Origin of the sequence: Effusibacillus pohliae DSM 22757 (assembly GCF_000376225.1) — a bacterium.
Classification (GTDB): domain Bacteria; phylum Bacillota; class Bacilli; order Tumebacillales; family Effusibacillaceae; genus Effusibacillus; species Effusibacillus pohliae.
The window spans coordinates 1-17,367 of the sequence record NZ_AQXL01000090.1 but is presented as its reverse complement, the minus strand read 5'-3'; the positions used below and the strand labels follow the sequence as shown (position 1 = coordinate 17,367).

Genomic DNA, 17,367 nt, shown 5'->3' with positions numbered 1-17,367 from the left:
GGCAGGTTGCCCACGTGTTACTCACCCGTCCGCCGCTGGCTTCCAGAGAGCAAGCTCCCCTTCCGCCCGCTCGACTTGCATGTATTAGGCACGCCGCCAGCGTTCGTCCTGAGCCAGGATCAAACTCTCAAAACATGGATGTTTTGTCCGGCGTCGTCACCACGGATGGCGACGCTCTTAGCCGGGCAACCACATCAAAAAGTTTTCCTAGCTCCCTACACGATTCAGTTTTCAAAGAACGACTTGGCCCTTTAGGGCCTTAGCGTTACACAGCGCGACCCGGCGGCTTCGCCGCCTTGGCGCGACTTGTGCCATTTGGGTACTTGTGCCCATTGGGCGCAAAGAACAATTCGTCACGATCTTCGTTTTTCTCATATTCTCCGCTCTTTCGCGGCGACAAGTGCTATCTTAACACGTATTGATATCTGTCTCAATCCGATTTGTGAAACAAACGAAAACAAAAACGGCTTCATACGGAAATTATCCCTTCCGTTACATCCGTATTCTTTCTTTTTCTCATATTTTCAATGCGTATGGGCGGAAATAACGCAGCGACTTTGCCGCTGATCGGCGGCACGCACGACCTCCCCCGCACTGTCACCGTCGGTTCCTGATCGGTCTGGGTTGCAAGCGGCTACCGCCGGCCGCCCGCTCGCCCCGAAGCAAACGGTAGTATTGAACGATCAGGAGATCCAGTTCCTGACTTTTCTGCAGAACCGCCCCTTGCAGCGAACATGATTTGGTTTCAAAAAGCGTGACCAATTGAGCTTTCATGTCCTCAATTTCCCGAACAAGCTCCAACAGTCGATTTTGTAGCATCAAAATCAGTCCCCGATCTGGAAGGAGTATCACAGTTTGCACACGAGCATCGCGAAGCAGGCAACCTGACGGCAAAATCAACCGAATGCAAGGCCGCGACCAAATATAACCTAATCCTGTACCCATTTTTGCATAAAAACAGTCAACAACATATGCGTTCGATTTCCTATTTTTGCATTCCGGTGGTAGGAAAATATTCCTAACTCCGCCATCCTGTAATCCTGCCAATAAAAAGATCAATCATTCGCCTTTTGCATTCGTCTCTTGAACCGGCAAAAAATAGTGTTACTATCATAATATCGGCCAAATCCTCCCGGCATATTTGAAGAGGGGAGGATTTCGTGATTCATCTACGATTCACCGCAGCAGGCTGATTTGTGTCGATGTTTGGGAGGGAGAAGAGCATCCATGATTTTTTTGCATGTCATCCTGCCGGTTCTGCTGATCTTCCTCAGCGGATATATTTTGCAGCGCATTTTCATCTCGTTGCTGCTGCTGAGCGTGTTCGGGGTTTATTTCGCTTCCCGCGGACAGCACAGCGCCAAAACAGCCGTTCAGTCGATTCTCAAAATGCCGGCGAACTATGCGGTCCTGCTGGCTGTTGCCCTGCAACAACTGCAGCCAGCTCTTTCCGCTGGATCCGTTGCTGAAAAAAGTGATGGTCATCTTAGCCGCGATGCCTTCCGCTGACACCACCACGATGTACGCGATTCAATTCAACACAAGGCCGCAATTCGTATCCAGCAGCGCGCTTGTCACCACATTGCTGAGCTGCAAAACACTGACTTTCTTGCTGAACATTTTGAATTGATGCGGTGAAAAATCATCATTTTCCTCGTTCCGAATACAATGGTTTAAAATCGGTATGTCGAGGGAAACGTTATGGCTGTTAAGCCCGTGATGTTACAACCTGGGGATACGATCGGCATCGTCGCATTGGGAAGCCCTTTGCCCGCCAAGACGATTGACGCAAGAGTCGATACCCTGCGAATGCTGGGATTCGATGTCGTATTGGGAGATTCCGTATACGCAGCGGACGGCTATCTCGCCGGCACGGACGAGCAGCGGGCGACCGATCTGATGCGGATGTTTGGGGATCCAGCCGTCAAAATGATCCTGCCGACCCGCGGCGGAGTGGGCGTCGCAGGGATTTTGCCCTATCTCGATCTGCGCGTCGTCCGGCAAAATCCGAAAATCGTCACCGGTTACAGTGACATTACCGTTTTGCTGAACGTGCTCTACCAGTATGCAAACTTGACCACATTTCACGGCTTGCTGTTGGTCGATTTTAGGCCCGGCACGCCGGCTTATAATGTCGACCAATTTTTTGCCGCTATCTCAACCACCGTTTTCCCGAGACGAATCGAAAATCCGCCCGGCATCCCTTCGGTCAGCAGAGTGCCGGGAAACGTAACCGGTCCCATCGTGGGAGGCAATCTGACGTCTTTTGTCGACAGCCTAGGCACGCCCTTTGAGATTGATACAACAGGCAAAATCTTGCTGCTGGAAGAAACGCACGAGCCGATCAACGAAGTCTACCGGCTCATCAATCGTTTAAAATTGGCGGGAAAATTCAGAGATTGTATCGGCATCGTCATGGGTCAATGTACCGGTTGTCCGATTGCGTACGGAAAATCGTATGAGGATTTGATCGAAGAGGTGATCGTACCTCTAGGCAAGCCGTTGATGACCAATTTGCAAACGGCGCACGGGTCATATAAAGCGACCATCCCAATCGGCGCGACGGTAAATCTGAACACGTTTGCCAACAGGCTGACCGTTCTGGAACCGGCTGTGCAAAGAGAATCAGGGAGCGGTTGATGTCGCTCCCCGTTTATTTTTCCAACAACTTGCTGAACGGTTTGTAAATCGCATCCACCAGGTCGGTGGGGTTCGGCATATCCGGAAAGAAAATGAGCAATACAGCAAGCAGCCACCCGATTGCCGTTACGGTCACAAAAGCGGCCCGTTCCCTTTTTTGATTCGGTTGCAACTTCGGCCACTCATACAGGACAATGAAAGCGACAACCACCGTTGCAGCCAGCACAGAACCCCATTTCACTTTTGTTCCCCTTCTTTCTTTTTCTGTTTCATCTCCTGCTCCTTCTTTTCCACTTCCTTTTTGGGAGCGGTGGGAGGCACCGAGGACGTGCCCGGCCTGCGTATGTACACCTTGGTCTGCACCTGTGCCTGCACGCTGGAAAACACCTCATCCCAACGGTCTTTCACCGCTTCCCACTCTTTCGGGTATTTCCGGTTAAACGCCGCAGCAAATCCTAAAACGTCCACCTTCATCTCCTGTTGCACCCGCTGCAACGCCTTCCGGATGCGGTCTGCCAGATCCTGTTCCGCTTCTTTTTCCAACAATTTGATAACATCCTCGTCCATCACATTCAGCACCGTTGTGTTTTCCGCCACATCATCTTCCGCGACCGCTTTCACGGTGATTGTCCATTTTTGGTTGTCAATCTCCGGAATCAGTTCCGTTCGGAAATGAATCATTTCCAATGCCACACGTCCATCCGCCTCCTTCGGTTCAATTGTCACAATGGCCCGTTTGATTTCATTCCGGATCCACAGAACCCCCCTGGTTTCTTCGTCCCCTATGATTCCGACCAGCTTGTCCTTTTTAAAAATGGCGGTGCCATCCAGGGTGACAGTCGGTTGCTGGTCAGATTCATCCCCCACTTTGGCAGGGGAAATTTTCAACACAGGAAGCGCAGCCGCTCCCGCTTCCCCGCGCAGCATCTGCAGCAGATCTTTTGCCGTTGCCTTCATTCCCACCCCTAATTTTGCAAGTTCCCGTGCCTGTTCGGCCGAATAGCTTTCAAGTGGCTGGAACACGTCGAGGATGTCCCTGGCCTTTCCCCTGCTTACGAACAGGAAGGTCCGCAAACGAGACTCCGGATGACGGGCCATAAAGTCCAAATAATGGTCGATGCCCTGCCTTGCCAGATCCTCGCCGATCACCAGCACCTTCATGTGGCCCCAAAAGATCCTCCTCGAAAATTTTTTCTGCAATCTGGCCATGGCATCGGCGATGGTTACTCCGGTGGCCGATTTCACCAAGGTGGTTCCGGTTAGTCCGCCACCTCCCCCACCACCTTCGCGCAGCGACTGCTGCCCCCCGCCGGTAGCCCTCGGCAAGACAAATTGAACCGATAGTTCGATCTCGTCTTTCTTTCTGTCCAAACCGGCGCCCACCACCAGCAGCACATCGTTCAGTTCTCTCCGATCCCAACAGCCTGCAACCGGCAGCATCGCCAGGCAGAGAACCAGCGTCTGAATGACCCGCCGGATTTTTTCAGGAAACAGGATGTTCATGTGGACATCTCCCTCTCTCCCGGAGATTTTCCCCGGCGGATCGCTGCCATCAACCAAAGTGCAACCGGGATCAGGATATGGATCGTCACAAAGTAAAAGAACGCAGGAAATTCAATAAAATGGGCAATCGCCGGCAGCGTGGGAAACGACCACATGCTGAAGGCCACCAATAAAAAGCCGATCGGAAAGGCGAGCGGACGATAGTCAGACAAACCGATCCATTGCGCGGTTCCCAACACCAGCACATAAAAAAACACGGAAATTTTGAGAAAGGCACCTGCCACCCAGATCGCCATCACAATCGATTCCATATGTTCCAGAAAATCCGCGATGCTGATATATTTGGCCGTCTCCATCATGGGATAGACCAATGTGTCCAGGATGTTTCCAAACAGCAGGAGAGCGGAAATATTGGCCATAACGATCGTCAACAGCACCGCTAAAACGGTGACAATGCTGAATTTCATCCCTTTGTCCCGATCCGATACAAACGGCAGCAGAAAGGCAACGATCATAAATTCACTGAACCAAATTAGCGGCGGTGCAGCGCCCCTGATCGATGGAACAATCCCGTGCCGCATGAAAGGAAACAAATTCCTCGTATCGAAGTCAGGAATCGACAACAGGATGATCAGAATCATAAAAAACACCAACATCGGCAGAAAAAACTGGGTGACTCGCGCCAACACTTCCAGACCGCCGTGTACGGTCAGGGCACAGACGAACGCCATGCTGCCCAGGATTACAACCATCGGAGTTCTTGTAAAATAGATCCCCACTACGAACTCCCCGTATTCCTTCAGCATGGTGGACGTGATATGCAGATAGAAAAACAAAAATACCAGACCGACGATCTTACCGGGAAGCTTGCCGAGAATCGATGCACTGTATTCGATCGGAGTCGACCGGGGATGCAGCTTGTTCAACCGGTGCGCCACATAGACGCAAAAGAAACCTGCCGAGGACGCCCAGATCGGGGACAACCACAGGTCGCGCTCCGCATGCTTGGCCATCATCGACGGTGCCAGCAGGATAGCAGTGGCGGAGATGGCAATATACATCAGCATGGCCAACTGAAAGGACGAGATTTTGCCTTTTTCGATCATATCCTTCACTCCTCGGAAGGAGAATGTCCCGCTTGGTATTGTCACGATTCGCTTGGATCGGTCGGATCCGGTTTTTGTCCGGGCGCTTGCCGGTATTCGTTGAACTCTCCGGTCAGATGCGGCCGTCTGTTCAGTTTCCACCAGGGGGCTCGCACCAACACATCTTTGATCTCATGCCCCTTGATCGGAGCCAATGGAGAAAGGTAAGGGACCCCGAAAGAACGCAAGCTGCACAAATGAACGACAATTACAATAATGCCCAGCATAATCCCCAGCAATCCCAGTGTACCGGCCAACATGATCATTGGGAACCGCAACAATCGCAGGGCGATCCCCGCCGTGTAGCGGGGCACTATAAAGGACGCAATCCCCGTGATGGAGACCACCATCACCATCGGAGCCGATACGATCCCGGCGGAGACGGCCGCTTCCCCGATCACCAAAGCTCCGACAATGCTGACAGCAGCGCCCACCTGTTTCGGCAATCGGGCCCCCGCCTCCCGCAACGCTTCGAAAACCACTTCCATCATCAACGCCTCGACGAGCGCCGGAAACGGAATCTCTTCGCGCGAGCGCGCCATCGAGATCAAGAGTGTGGTGGGTACCATTTCCTGGTGAAATGTCAGCACCGCCACATACAACGAGGGCAGCAGAAGTGAAGCAACAAAAAACAGATAGCGCATCCAGCGGATGGCAGTGCCGATCGTAAACGTTTGGTAGTAATCTTCCGCCGATTGCAGTAAAGAATAGAGGGTGGTCGGAACGATCAACCCAAACGGAGTCCCATCGACCAGGATCACCACCCGTCCCTCCAGCAACCCGGCAGCCGCCACATCAGGCCGCTCTGTATTGATCATCTGTGGAAAAGGAGAAAACGGGTTGTCCTCAATCATCTCCTCAATGTAGCCGCTTTCCAGAACCCCGTCGATGTCGATCCGCTGCAGTCGTGCCATCACTTCCTCCACCAGAGTGGGATCGACGATTCCCTCTACATAGGCGATCACGACCTGCGTCTGGGAGTAGCGTCCGATTTTCATGGAACGCAGCTTCAGATTGGGATGGCGAAGCCGGCGCCGCAGGAGAGACGTATTGTCCCTGAGAGTTTCCGTGAACCCTTCGCGCGGGCCACGTATGACCAATTCCGCAGTCGGTTCCTCGACCGACCGCTTTTCCCATTTTTGCAATCCGAAAGCCAGCCCGTGTGTTTCGCCTTCCAGAAACAGCACCGGATTGCCCAGTCCAATCTGTTCTGTACAGTCGCTGACGGTATCCACTTTTTGGACCTGGGATACGCCGATGCAGGTTTTCATGAGTGTGTCGAGATCCTCCGCATCTCCTTTGGAAACCTGCATCAGCGGCTGCAGCACGCCCCGGTCGATTTCCTCCACGTTCGACAGGCCGTCGATGTAGAGCAGCATGGCGTTGCGTCCGCCGACGAAAAAAGGACGAAACACAACATCCGAACAATCGGCGTAGATGGAACGGAACACCTGCAAGTTTTCGGCAAGTTTCGGGGAAAGAGTGTCCAATTTCGTTGCAACGGGCACTCCCAGGTTCATTGGTCTAGGCTGTCGAAACCATTTTCTCATCTGACGACCCCCACTTTATCATGTAGAGTGTGCCGAGGCAGGAAATTTATACCTAAGGAAACTCGGCTAAAAGCGCCTGCGTCCGTCAGACAACGACGAGTTGATTATTGCCGAGTTGATCATCCGTGATCAAAAAAAAGAAGCCACCCTTGTTCAAAGTGTGACAGGGTGACTTGCTTCCGCCGCGAAAGCTAGCCCTCTGGCTGCGGCCGCGGAGTCAAATCTACAAAAACCTTCGTTGCGACTTCTTGCCGTCGTATGTGAACAATACCGGCCGGTTTTCCAACACGGTCTCCAGATGCACCGGACGTCCCCAGAGACGGTACACGTACGGCAGCGTCTTCTCGAGATATTTCACGTCCAGTTCGACTCCTTCGTACTGGTGTTTCAGATACAATTCGCCATTGCGCAGATAATCGCCATCCTGGACGACCAGAACGGGAAATCCCCCGTTCACCCGCGCCGCACACAGTTGATCCCGTACCTTTTCCCAATCCTTCTCAACGATCTTCCACTCATTTCCGACTTTCTGGTACAGATAGAGATCCATTTCTTCAACCAGTTCTTTGGTCAGATAATTGCGCAGGAAGGAAATATCCGAGTCAATTTCGCGAACCTCAAACATCTTCTCGCGTCCTTGCCCCGGTCGGCGGCCCCAGCGCTCCCGCTCTTCCTGCGTCGGATTGTCCCACCGCTTTTCGATGTCTTCCCAGATTTTCAGCCCGACGTGATAGGGGTTGATGCTGGTTCGCGATGGCAGAACGACACCTGCGTGCATGCGGGCAAAATCAATCGTTTCCTGCTCGGTCAAATCCAGTTCCCGCATGATCCGCAAGTGCCAGTAGGTCGCCCAGCCTTCGTTCATGATCTTGGTCTCAATCTGCGGCCAGAAATATAACATTTCATCCCGCAGCATCGCCAGAATGTCCCGCTGCCAGTCGGCGAGCGCTTTGCTGTGTTCCATGATGAACAGGACAAGATCCTTCTCCGGGCGGGGGGGCGTCTTTTGGTACAGAGGCGGTTGCGGTTCCGGTTTCTTTGCATCCTGGTTCCGCGTATCGAGACTCCACAAGTCATCATAGGGAGATTCCGGCTGGCGCTTCCTCGTTTCCTCCGCAGGCTCCTCTGGCAGCGGACGTTTGCGGGCCAGGTACGAGGGGTCGATATGCTCCTGGATCGCCAGTGCCGCGTCCAATATTTCTTCCACCGCATCTTTGCCGTATTGCATTTCATACGCGCGAATGCGGCCAGCCGACACCGCCATACTTTCCACCATGTAACGGGAAGTGTGAGCAAACCGGGCGTTCTGCTTGAAAAAATCGCAGTGTGCCAACACATGGGCAGAAACCAGCTTGTTTTGAATCAACGAGTTGCCGTCCAGCAAGAACGCATAGCAGGGGTCCGAATTGATCACCAGCTCGTAGATGCGGCTGAGGCCGAAGTCATACTGCATTTTCATGCGGTGAAACGCCTTGCCGAAGCTCCAATGGGAAAATCGAGTCGGCATGCCATACGCGCCAAACGTATAGATGATGTCGGCCGGGCAGACCTCAAACCGCATCTCATAAAAATCAAGCCCGAATGACCGGGCGATCTCCATCATCTGTTCGATCGATTTTTCCAGCTGTCTGATCTCCTCGTTCGTCATCGCCGCTCCCCCCCTACGACACCAGTTGATCCTGACGGGCGAAAAAGCTGGTCAGCGCTTTGTAAACCTCGTTCTTGTCACGAATCAGAACCGCTTTGAACTTCGGATCGTGGATGTGCTTGTATGCGTTCATCAGGGTGGAACTTCGGTTATACTGGTATAACACTTAATGTTGTAATCGTTTCTTTTGAACGCGGATCCGTCCTTCTCTTATATACATATGCAGGAGAAATTCCGGCACCCTGTACGTATCCCCGAACTTCACCGTCGGGATCTCGCCTTTCGCTGCCTTTCGCAGCACGGTCGTATATACCATCGGCGCCAGCTCCTGCGCCAGGATCTCGCGTGTCTCGTGCAACGTCAGGAACCGCGTGCCCAGGTCGACCCCGAGCGGCTCGGCTGTGGTTTTGTGCAGCTCGACCACCGACTGCAAGGAGTATCGGTTCAGCTTTCGCAGCTCAGGGCACCGAGCGGCGTCCTGGTGGAGGATGCGGTGCATCGTGGAGTAGTCGACGCGGAACAGATCTGAAAGCTGCTTGATTGTGCAAAAGACTGTGATCATATGCAGACCTCCAAAAAAAGAGGAACCCAGCAGGTTCCCACACAATATAAAAAAGGGGTCGAATTGAGGCTGGACCTCATTCTGCTTTCCGACGTTCGACACCCAGATACCGCTTCAGCGCATCCTGCAGCACGTGCGAGAAGTTCACCTTGTGCTCCTCCGCCAGGTCGTTTAGCCACTTGGGGATGGTAAGCGTCTTCTTGACCGCGCGGTTCTCCATCTCGTCCCGAAACGGCGGCATCCACACTTCCACCAACACGACGACTTGGTTCTCCTCCGGACGCAGCTTCGATACGGGAGTAGGCGCCGGAATGGGATCGCCGTCCTGCTCCATTCCATACAGGTGCAGCGCCATCGCCTCTTTCGCGTTGTGCAGCGCTTCCTCGTCCGTATCCCCGCAAGTCAGGCATCCGAGCAGATCCGGAAACTCAACTGAAATCCCGTCCTCCGCATAGTCGAAAATCGCCGGATAAATGTACCGATCTTTCACGTATATAGAAACCTCCTTTGCAGGCGGGCCGGTTATTCCAGCCCTGCCTGCTTGAGTATGCTTTTGACCGTCTTAATTGGAAGGTCCTTTTTCGGGTGAGGGATTGTCACCCGCCCAGGTTTGGTTGGATGTTTGTACTGGTGATGACTCCCGGCCACCGCTACCAAGTACCACCCATCCGCCTCAATCAGTTTGATCAATTCCCTTGACGAGTAGCTTTTCAATATCCCCTCCTCCTTACACCTTTATTATAATACGTATTATTATACGTGTCAATTGTGGTTGAGAAATTGTATCAAGTTATCGAAAAGAGGCCGTTACTCGGCCTCTTTCACGTTCTTATCATGATATACCCCCTCCAATACCGACAAGTAGCTTGAGTAGTAGCGGCGACATCTGCACCAAGATATATCCGAGAGCGGCGTTCTGGAGCATCGACATTCCTCGCTCGCGCTGCCCGACCATAATAAATAAACATCCGCCAGCGATCATCACACCGGCAATCGGATAGCTTAAGGATTGGATCATGTTGATAAGTGGATCAAAGGCGTGCAGGATCTTATCCTGTACCGTCGAGGACATAACCGGCACAATCTCCGGCGTTGCCGCGAGTGCTCTCGTGATACCAAACGGGGGCAAACCTTTAACCACAAACAGGAGCGGGAGCGGGACCGTATACCCGAGAATCGCTTTGACAATCGGGCTATTCAGTCTATTCCCAACCGTGATCAGTTTGTCGCGGAAGCGATCCATCTCAACCGGTTGCGGTATTGCCGGCAAGATAGGTTCAGCCAAACTTTTCCTCCGTACCCCATCCCAACAACGGGCCCCAATCGTAACTTGCATGCTGATCCCTCCTATCGGATTTCATCCCAGAGATAAACCTGACAATCCAAACCTTCGCACCATTCGATCAGCTGTTTCCGTCGGTGTTCGGTTGTTGTAACCCATATGAGCCGCGGGAAGTATCTCAGCTTCTCCTGCATCGCTCCTGTTGCTTTCAACTTCTTGTATCGTTCGATTTTTTTCCGATTTTTCAGCATGGATTGCAGGTGGTCTACTTCCAAGAAGTGTCGCCGCATCTCATAGCGATAGTAAGCATCCGGGATGACTGTGACTATATTGGGAACACTGATCTTGACTTCGTTTTTCCAATCTTCGGGCTTGAGATGGATATACATGTCGTTTCGCATCAGGTAGTGGTTGACCTGGGCTGTCTTTTTCCGGACCGTTTCACAGCCTATACGCTCCCGCCCGGGTTTACTCAAGTAGTACACGTACTCGCCAGTGTCACTACGGAAACAGGAAAGATATTCTCGCATGTTGTTTAGAACGCGACGGGCGTTTCGGTCACCTTTCAGGTCGTGCAAGCGCTGGATCTGAGACCGGCTCAGGTAGTCAAGCATCTTCAATGATAAGAGTATAGCCTCCTCTCGCTGATGTTTGATCTGCCGGTTTTGCATCTGTTTCCTCCTTTCGCTGTTTAATGACGATATGCGGTTTGATCGTACGATCTATAAAGTCGTTTTCGATGAGCGGTGTTTGGACAATGACTTTTCGGTCTGTGCGGTAAATCGCCCGTCCCTTGATGAGTGGTAGTTCTTCCGCGCCTGGCTCATCGAGCACAACCTCGCTGGCTATTTGTGTCGGCAGACGGAAACAAAGCCGGGCATCGCAGTTTTGTTTAACTTGCCTTGGTAGCGTGTCTGCGGTCGGGTATTGCGTCGCAAATATGAGCCGGTACCCAAGCCCGCCGCCGATTCGGGCGATCTCCGAGACGATACGCTCGCACTCCGCTTTCAGTTTTTTTATATCTTTGTCGTTTTCCCCGGCGCTCGCCAATTCCGCGCCTTCGTCGACCACGACGAAATGGCGCTCTTTTTGCCCAGCTTCCTTTACATCCTCATAACCTTTTGCCAAAAACTTCGCTTGCCGCGCCTTCATCTCGGTCTGGATCGCCCGCAACGCCTCATGAGCTTCTTCTGCGTCTTTGGCGACTGTCAGCACTTGCCGGGCGTCGGCAAACCGGTTGAACGCCAGCCCGCCTTTCAGGTCGATTAGCGTCAAGCAAGAGTCATTGGGATGTCGGTCAATCAGCGTCATCACAACGTTTTTGAGGAAAACCGACTTCCCATACCGCGTCATGCCCGCCACAACCATGTGTGGGAACTTGTCAAAGTCGTGAAAGACAATACCTTCCCGTGCCTCTCCGATGCAAACCGTCCATCCGCGGCAATTGTTCAATGTTTTTTCGTCAAATCGGACCAACTCCGGCATCGGCTCATTGTAGACACGGATCCGCAGCGTGCCGTCGTACTCAAGTGCGATTTCTTTGCGATGTTTTTGGCCGGCGAGCAGTTTTTTGATCTGCTCCAAAATGTCTTGGCGAAGCTTGAGTTGCCTAAGATCGTTCAAAGTCAAATCAAACCATTCGCTTTTATGGTTAAGTCCGTCCTCGATGTGCTGCCGCTTTTTCTTCACGTCCTCAAAGGACAGGCCAAGGGGTAGGCGATAAGCATACTCCGTACCCCATGGGTACCGTGTGCGCCGGAGCAACTGCATCGTTCGCAGTTTCCCGCCTTCGCGGACCGTCAGGCCGCAGTTGGTGGCGATGCGCTGGATCTTGCTTGCTTCGCTTACTCCCTTTCCATCCAGCATCGTATAAGTGAGCAGTCCGGTCATGGCCGTGCCGGTGACAAACTCCAAAATCAAAGCAACCACCTCACATAAAGATCATTTTCAGGATCGCCGCGGCCTTCGCCAAAGCGCCGTCCGGAACCTCAACAGCTGAAATTGCACCATAGAAAATCCCCGCAACAAAACCGATCAAGAGCTTCAACACCGCGCGCCACCTCCTTTCCTTGCATATCCGTAAGGATAGTTCCTCCAGTTCGGAGGCGTAAATTGTCCTGATTTTTATTGATTTTTCCGGATTCTGAATCTGCCCCGGAATTATTCCGCACCGGAAGTAAGGTGGGCGGTGTCCGAGGAAGATTCCGGAATCCCTAACCCTCATTCGGAGGGGCTTTTTAAGTCTTCCCTGCTGTGCAGCTCAGCTACAATCACATCGGCATACTCGATCTGCGATCGTGCATAGTCTATAGCCTCCATGTTGGACCGTGCACGTCCCATTACGTCCTCTGCATGACGAGTAGCCCATGCGTGGTCATCTCTTTGGCTGCTATCGCCAGAGCCTTCGTGCTTAGCTATTACTCTCTCCCCTTTGATCATAGAAATTGGCTAACCTCGACCTCCACCGACTCCTTGTCATCGATTTGCGTGATATCACGTAATGGAACCGAAGCACCCCAGATATCCGTCCTTACCCCCTCCCGCAACTCACGCAGCCATCGCTTAACGAGTGCTGTGAAGTTATCGAGAGACCGGGCAAACTTATAGAGCTCGGCGTCCTCTGGATCCTCCCGATCGAAGCACACCGGTTTGTTGATCCAGCGTCGGCTCATCCCGCCCGCTCTCCAATCCGGAAGAAAGCCAGGGCGTTCGTAAAGACCGGATCTGCCGCGCAGAGCAGGTGCGGGAAGTATAGGGCTAGTTCCCCGGAACACCTTCGAGCACCACCACCGAAAAGATAAGTCTCTGTTGTCAGGTCGGTCCATGCGCGGCTCAGGTCACCAGCCACCCGGCGGGCGAATGCGCCGGGATCAGCACATAGAGTGTCGAACCCAAAGTCCAATGTTCCGCTTTCCCGGTCGATATAACGGCCGTTCCGCACGGTTCCGTAATTGATCGTCCGGCTGCCGATGTCAATAAACCGCCGAACACCTCCATGACCCGCGCAAAGGGATACATAGGCAGAAGGCCCTTCTACCGCGACGCGAACCTGCTGTACGGTAAATCGCCTGACGGTCCCGTTGATCTCGACGACGTGAGCGCCGGTCAATAGAGCGGCTAGCTCCCTCTTCACTGCATCCGTATGAAATTCCACCGGTACTCCCGTGGTGATTGACACGGTTTCACCGTCGGATACTGCCCGCGCCGCAGCTGCCAACACGAGTATTTTGGTATCGGCATGGACTTTTGAGGCGGTCATTAGCCGAGCACCACCATGTGATTCGTCTTTCGCCAAGTCGCCGACAAAGTACTGACCCGCCGGCGTTCGAAGAATAATGTCTGTCGAACGCAGCTCGTTTCGTAGTCGCAACTCTCGCGCTTCCCCGACCCAGGAGGGAAAGTAGTCGCGGTATCCATCCGGGCCGACTACCTTAACCGCGTGGCGACCACAATCGATTGCAAGGTGCCGCATATCATCACCTCCACGTGATTTTGCGTGATGGTAAACGTATATTGCGCCCGAACGCATCTTATGTATGTCCGGAACAAAAAAATATCTGGAAGCTCATCCTTCAAGCTCCCAGATATCGTGAATGGACATATTCAGTTCTCTTGCGATCTTGAGGGCCGTTTCCAGTTCCGGGTTTACCCCGTTGCAGATCCGGTTGATTTGGTGTTTTGAAACCCCGATACGTTCAGCCAATTCATACTGTTTGATCCTTCGCTCAACCAGGATCACCTTTAGTCTGCTTTTTACCGCCAACTTACCCACCTCATTCGAACACTTCGGCGGCGGGCGTGTCGAATCCTTTGACGAAGGGTGGGAGGTTTTGGCGAAAACAAAAATCCCGCGCAAAGCGGGGTTGATATGAAATCGATGACTTAGCATTTATTTTTAAAATTAAGTGGCACAACTTTTCCGTCTGAAGTTAGAGTTCCTGGCGACAGATTACATAACGCCTCAATATCTTCAATATTTAACCTGAAGGTATCTAATATATCCGCAACCGTTAAAACGCCATTATCTAAGAGCATGGTTATTGCTTGTTTTAAAGCGTTTGGGGTTTCTGGAACCAATTCGTCATCTAAAGGTTCTTTTTTGGTCATTTTTAATTTTGCCATCTGTTTTCTTAGATAGAGAGCTTGGTTTTCGGTTAAAATACCCAAGTCTTCACATCTGTAGATCATAGCAGCAATAGAGACTTTCCATCGTTTTTTTAACTGTATGAAATGGTCTAACGATGTGGACATCACCTCTTGAGCAAAAGAATCTTTAGGTAGAAGGAATGCAGCAGCAAATCGATTTGCCTCTTTTTCAATTCTGTCAAAAGTTTTTTTGTCAGTTAAAGTCTCATCTTCCACCCATAAATGCAATAAAAGATGACCCAATTCATGAGCCAAATCAAATCTAGACCTGACCGCAGACTCTTTATCTGACCCCAGAAAAATAAATGGGCGTTCGCCTTTCCAATTTGAACAAGCGTCAATTTTCTGATCCCCAAAATAAGCTCTCGAGATAATAATGCCATTTCTTTCGAGTAAGAGTGTCAAGTTGCTTATTGGCCCTTGTCCTAATCCCCAGTACTTTCGAACAAACAAAGCGATGTTTTCGATTTGGTCATCATCGAGTGGTTCTCGTATTTGAAACTCTTCAGGACTTGGCAAATTTACATTAGGAAAATCCAGATATTGTTGAAAATATAAATAAATTTCCTCTAGCCAGTTGATTCGCACACTGGTCATATCACGCATTTTTTGAGCAGCAGATTTTAAGCTTCGAAAGAATGTAACGCTTGACGGCGAATTCGGATTCAATGGTTTCGAAAAAAAAGACAACGGAAAATTCAAAACTTGAACCAGAGAGGCCATAGTGGTTCCGCTCGGTTTTGCATGTCCGAGTTCAAATTGAGAGACAGCCTGCCTGGATACACCAATTAGTTCTGCCAACTCCGAAATTGAATAACCCCTAGCTAATCTTGCTTCTTTTAACCTTTCCGGAATCGGAGCCGAAAGTTTGGAAGACGCACTATTCCGTGCTTTCATGCAGAGACACTCCTTTTAGTCGCTCAATGATGTGCTGTTTAAGTCCCACCAGTTGTGTATCTGCATCTTCTTGATCTTGCGAAGATGTAGTTCGATGCGGCTCTTTAAGCAGGTCGATTTGCTGCCCAACCCAGCCGCTTACGTATGGTTTTGGTAACCCCAACATCACGAATGAAGGGGCATGTCCTGCAAATCCGTGTGTTAACAGTACGTAATAGGGCGACTCGGGTAAAGTTGGTTCATCATCAAATAGTGGTAAAGAAAACTGATTGCTGACACTCAGATTCGTACGGTATTCAGCTTTCCGCGGAACTTGATCTTTCCTACGTACTTGACTGACAGTTAAAATGCACTCTTTTGTTATTACCTCCAAATGCCTGCAGTTGTCAATAGCATTGGGAGAAATACGATATGTAACATTCAGAAGATCCATCGTACGCATCAGTTCGTATTCTACAGCAATTCTTCGAACTACCGAAATTATGTCTTTCCCAACGACCCAGTTCAACCATTCATTCTGTTTGAATAGTTGTAGCGTTTTTTCATAAGCCCTTGTAATAGCTGGAACAAAATGCGATCTGATTGAAATCGGAAAGTTTCGATTCAGAATGTCGTAAACACGTTTATTTTCCATTTTACACAGCACCTCACTTTACAATACTCCCCTGCAATCATTTTTCCATTTAAATCTTATTTTGTCAAGTAAATCATCTTATTCTATTCATCTCGTAAAGGGAAATAAAATCATTCTGCCCCGCAGGCAGAAGGCTGTCGTCGCTCACAAGGGCCCCATTTTTCAATCACAGACCGAATCCGCCAAACAAAAAAGCCCCGTCTTTGCCACGAAAAAAGCGCTGCCCATAAAGGCAACGCTAAGAGAAAATTTTGTAGCTATGTATTGCAGATACTACAGAATCATGGTATATTACTCCTAGAGGGTGTGATACCCTCCACCTCCAAACGAAAGGAGGTGAGTAGGATGGAGTGGATCTTGCTGATTACGGCAGTGATCAACCTGATTACAGCGTTGATCAACTTCCGGAAAAGCAAGAGACCCTGAGCCGGTGCCACGGCCAGAGTCTCACCTCACTGTAGGCGCGAGGGCGAAAGCCCTCCCCTACACTCCATCTTATGTGTATCATACCCTCTCTATTCGCCTAATGTCAAATTGAGGAGGCGACAGCCATGGAAACTCTCACGCTGGTCATTAGTATAGTTGCTTTAGCGATTTCTCTGATTGCTCTTGGTCGGGCCATCAGGAGGTGACAGACGTGGCAAAGCCAACGTCCTTTCGGTTTTCGGATGAGTTTTTGGAGTTCCTTCGTACATGGGCCTTTGTAGCTGAAAAAGCGCAAGCAGAGCTGCTTGAAGAGGCGTTTATAGAGTATGCAGAGAAACGGCCCGAAACCAAAGAGAAGGTGCAGAAAATCATAGAGACGATGCAGAAGTAACCCGGTATACCGGGTTTTTGTTTACAAAAAAATCCCCGGCTAAGTCCGGGGAAGCGTACTATTTCCAATTCATTAAGTTTTTTCACAAAAACATCATATCCCTTCGCTTTCAATTCGGCCGCCAGCCGGTCGGCGTTTCCACGGTCTCGGAAGGCTCCGACTTGAACCGTCCAGAAACCGGATGACGTTTGAGGCGGCTGGGCAGGAGCCGGGGCAACATATGCCACGTTGTGAGCTTTGCAGACTCCACGCACAATGGCTTCTGCCAGACCGTTCAAGAATCCGGTGTCTTTCAATTGGTTTGCATCCGCCGAATCAATAAAGCCGCACTCGAGCAGACACGCTGGCATCACCGTTTCCCGGCAAACGGCCAGATCGGCCTGCTTCATCCCGCGGTCTGGCATGCCGTGAGCCTTGAAATACTGGGCCACTTCATCGTGAATCACTGCACGAATCCGGCCGGTTTCCCCAGAATCATATCCGGGTAGCTACGGTTCCCGCATCTGCTATAATGGAGGCATCCAAACAATGAAGGGAGACGCG

20 protein-coding genes, 1 rRNA gene and 1 pseudogene are annotated in these 17,367 nt (G+C 51.2%); 2 read left to right on the top strand and 20 right to left on the bottom strand.

Going from position 1 to position 17,367, the window contains the following annotated elements; all coding sequences use genetic code 11:
- A 16S ribosomal RNA gene (locus tag C230_RS0103130) occupies positions 1-135 on the bottom strand; the annotation flags it as partial.
- 462 nt (positions 136-597) lie between these two features.
- Positions 598-819 carry an aspartyl-phosphate phosphatase Spo0E family protein gene (locus C230_RS22870; RefSeq protein WP_018130593.1) on the bottom strand — a complete coding sequence of 74 codons (222 nt, stop codon included), beginning with the start codon at positions 817-819 and terminating at the stop codon, positions 598-600.
- A gap of 417 nt (positions 820-1,236) precedes the next feature.
- Here C230_RS22870 and C230_RS0103120 point away from each other — a divergent pair, with 417 nt between their 5' ends.
- Both C230_RS0103120 and C230_RS0103110 read left to right on the top strand, forming a co-directional pair.
- Positions 1,237-1,509, top strand: a complete 273-nt coding sequence (locus C230_RS0103120; RefSeq protein ID WP_245533957.1) for a hypothetical protein — start codon at positions 1,237-1,239, stop codon at positions 1,507-1,509.
- A 192-nt stretch (positions 1,510-1,701) separates the two neighbouring features.
- The gene (locus tag C230_RS0103110; RefSeq protein ID WP_018130590.1) at positions 1,702-2,640 is read left to right on the top strand and encodes a S66 peptidase family protein; all 939 of its coding nucleotides are present in this window, start codon (positions 1,702-1,704) and stop codon (positions 2,638-2,640) included.
- Positions 2,641-2,653: 13 nt separating this feature from the next.
- Here the strand turns inward: C230_RS0103110 and C230_RS0103105 are convergent, their stop codons facing one another.
- The 18 genes and pseudogenes from C230_RS0103105 to C230_RS23285 all read right to left on the bottom strand — a co-directional run bounded on the left by C230_RS0103105 (position 2,654) and on the right by C230_RS23285 (position 17,270).
- On the bottom strand, positions 2,654-2,881 hold the full coding sequence (locus C230_RS0103105) for a hypothetical protein (protein ID WP_018130589.1): 228 nt from the start codon (positions 2,879-2,881) through the stop codon (positions 2,654-2,656).
- Positions 2,878-4,143 (bottom strand): Ger(x)C family spore germination protein, encoded by a 1,266-nt coding sequence (locus C230_RS0103100; RefSeq protein ID WP_018130588.1) that lies wholly within the window; start codon positions 4,141-4,143, stop codon positions 2,878-2,880. The genes C230_RS0103105 and C230_RS0103100 overlap by 4 nt, the downstream gene beginning before the upstream one ends.
- Positions 4,140-5,249, bottom strand: coding sequence for a GerAB/ArcD/ProY family transporter (locus C230_RS0103095; protein ID WP_018130587.1), 1,110 nt, complete (start codon positions 5,247-5,249; stop codon positions 4,140-4,142). Before C230_RS0103095 ends, C230_RS0103100 begins: the two co-directional genes overlap by 4 nt.
- Positions 5,250-5,290: 41 nt before the next feature.
- Positions 5,291-6,808, bottom strand: a complete 1,518-nt coding sequence (locus C230_RS0103090) for a spore germination protein (RefSeq protein ID WP_018130586.1) — start codon at positions 6,806-6,808, stop codon at positions 5,291-5,293.
- A gap of 253 nt (positions 6,809-7,061) precedes the next feature.
- Positions 7,062-8,486, bottom strand: a complete 1,425-nt coding sequence (locus C230_RS0103085; RefSeq protein ID WP_018130585.1) for a SpoVR family protein — start codon at positions 8,484-8,486, stop codon at positions 7,062-7,064.
- A 13-nt stretch (positions 8,487-8,499) separates the two neighbouring features.
- Positions 8,500-8,643 (bottom strand): annotated as a pseudogene (locus C230_RS23295) (sporulation protein YhbH); the annotation flags it as partial.
- A gap of 9 nt (positions 8,644-8,652) precedes the next feature.
- Positions 8,653-9,048, bottom strand: coding sequence for a hypothetical protein (locus C230_RS0103075; RefSeq protein ID WP_018130583.1), 396 nt, complete (start codon positions 9,046-9,048; stop codon positions 8,653-8,655).
- Between the two features lie 76 nt (positions 9,049-9,124).
- Entirely contained in the window at positions 9,125-9,538 is a 414-nt protein-coding gene (locus C230_RS0103070) for a type II toxin-antitoxin system HicB family antitoxin (protein WP_018130582.1), read from the bottom strand.
- Between the two features lie 32 nt (positions 9,539-9,570).
- Positions 9,571-9,762: a type II toxin-antitoxin system HicA family toxin gene (locus C230_RS0103065; RefSeq protein WP_018130581.1), complete on the bottom strand. Its 192-nt coding sequence runs from the start codon at positions 9,760-9,762 to the stop codon at positions 9,571-9,573.
- 118 nt (positions 9,763-9,880) lie between these two features.
- Entirely contained in the window at positions 9,881-10,384 is a 504-nt protein-coding gene (locus C230_RS21180; RefSeq protein ID WP_018130580.1) for a hypothetical protein, read from the bottom strand.
- A gap of 11 nt (positions 10,385-10,395) precedes the next feature.
- Positions 10,396-11,001: a replication-relaxation family protein gene (locus C230_RS0103055; RefSeq protein ID WP_040392738.1), complete on the bottom strand. Its 606-nt coding sequence runs from the start codon at positions 10,999-11,001 to the stop codon at positions 10,396-10,398.
- On the bottom strand, positions 10,937-12,250 hold the full coding sequence (locus C230_RS0103050; RefSeq protein WP_018130578.1) for an FtsK/SpoIIIE domain-containing protein: 1,314 nt from the start codon (positions 12,248-12,250) through the stop codon (positions 10,937-10,939). The genes C230_RS0103055 and C230_RS0103050 overlap by 65 nt, the downstream gene beginning before the upstream one ends.
- A gap of 515 nt (positions 12,251-12,765) precedes the next feature.
- Positions 12,766-13,002: a hypothetical protein gene (locus tag C230_RS0103035; RefSeq protein ID WP_018130575.1), complete on the bottom strand. Its 237-nt coding sequence runs from the start codon at positions 13,000-13,002 to the stop codon at positions 12,766-12,768.
- A complete protein-coding gene (locus C230_RS0103030) occupies positions 12,999-13,802 on the bottom strand; it encodes a ParM/StbA family protein (protein WP_018130574.1) in 804 nt (267 codons plus the stop codon). The genes C230_RS0103035 and C230_RS0103030 overlap by 4 nt, the downstream gene beginning before the upstream one ends.
- A gap of 93 nt (positions 13,803-13,895) precedes the next feature.
- Complete coding sequence (locus C230_RS23290) at positions 13,896-14,093, bottom strand: helix-turn-helix transcriptional regulator (RefSeq protein WP_018130573.1); 198 nt, start codon at positions 14,091-14,093, stop codon at positions 13,896-13,898.
- A 119-nt stretch (positions 14,094-14,212) separates the two neighbouring features.
- Positions 14,213-15,373 (bottom strand): helix-turn-helix domain-containing protein, encoded by a 1,161-nt coding sequence (locus tag C230_RS0103020; protein WP_018130572.1) that lies wholly within the window; start codon positions 15,371-15,373, stop codon positions 14,213-14,215.
- Complete coding sequence (locus C230_RS0103015) at positions 15,357-16,007, bottom strand: hypothetical protein (protein WP_018130571.1); 651 nt, start codon at positions 16,005-16,007, stop codon at positions 15,357-15,359. The genes C230_RS0103020 and C230_RS0103015 overlap by 17 nt, the downstream gene beginning before the upstream one ends.
- A 621-nt stretch (positions 16,008-16,628) precedes the next feature.
- Positions 16,629-17,270: an N-acetylmuramoyl-L-alanine amidase gene (locus C230_RS23285; RefSeq protein WP_018130570.1), complete on the bottom strand. Its 642-nt coding sequence runs from the start codon at positions 17,268-17,270 to the stop codon at positions 16,629-16,631.
- Positions 17,271-17,367 lie beyond the last annotated feature (97 nt).

Excerpts from the sequence above, each read along its gene's own strand:
- C230_RS0103030 (WP_018130574.1), bottom strand. The coding sequence starts at position 13,802 with ATGCGGCACCTTGCAATCGATTGTGGTCGCCACGCGGTTAAGGTAGTC.
- C230_RS0103055 (WP_040392738.1), bottom strand. The coding sequence starts at position 11,001 with ATGCAAAACCGGCAGATCAAACATCAGCGAGAGGAGGCTATACTCTTA.
- C230_RS0103015 (WP_018130571.1), bottom strand. The coding sequence starts at position 16,007 with ATGGAAAATAAACGTGTTTACGACATTCTGAATCGAAACTTTCCGATT.
- C230_RS0103100 (WP_018130588.1), bottom strand. The coding sequence starts at position 4,143 with ATGAACATCCTGTTTCCTGAAAAAATCCGGCGGGTCATTCAGACGCTG.
- C230_RS0103020 (WP_018130572.1), bottom strand. The coding sequence starts at position 15,373 with ATGAAAGCACGGAATAGTGCGTCTTCCAAACTTTCGGCTCCGATTCCG.
- C230_RS21180 (WP_018130580.1), bottom strand. The coding sequence starts at position 10,384 with ATGCAAGTTACGATTGGGGCCCGTTGTTGGGATGGGGTACGGAGGAAA.
- C230_RS0103075 (WP_018130583.1), bottom strand. The coding sequence starts at position 9,048 with ATGATCACAGTCTTTTGCACAATCAAGCAGCTTTCAGATCTGTTCCGC.
- C230_RS0103085 (WP_018130585.1), bottom strand. The coding sequence starts at position 8,486 with ATGACGAACGAGGAGATCAGACAGCTGGAAAAATCGATCGAACAGATG.
- C230_RS22870 (WP_018130593.1), bottom strand. The coding sequence starts at position 819 with ATGCTACAAAATCGACTGTTGGAGCTTGTTCGGGAAATTGAGGACATG.
- C230_RS0103035 (WP_018130575.1), bottom strand. The coding sequence starts at position 13,002 with ATGAGCCGACGCTGGATCAACAAACCGGTGTGCTTCGATCGGGAGGAT.
- C230_RS0103110 (WP_018130590.1), top strand. The coding sequence starts at position 1,702 with ATGGCTGTTAAGCCCGTGATGTTACAACCTGGGGATACGATCGGCATC.
- C230_RS0103090 (WP_018130586.1), bottom strand. The coding sequence starts at position 6,808 with ATGAACCTGGGAGTGCCCGTTGCAACGAAATTGGACACTCTTTCCCCG.
- C230_RS0103095 (WP_018130587.1), bottom strand. The coding sequence starts at position 5,249 with ATGATCGAAAAAGGCAAAATCTCGTCCTTTCAGTTGGCCATGCTGATG.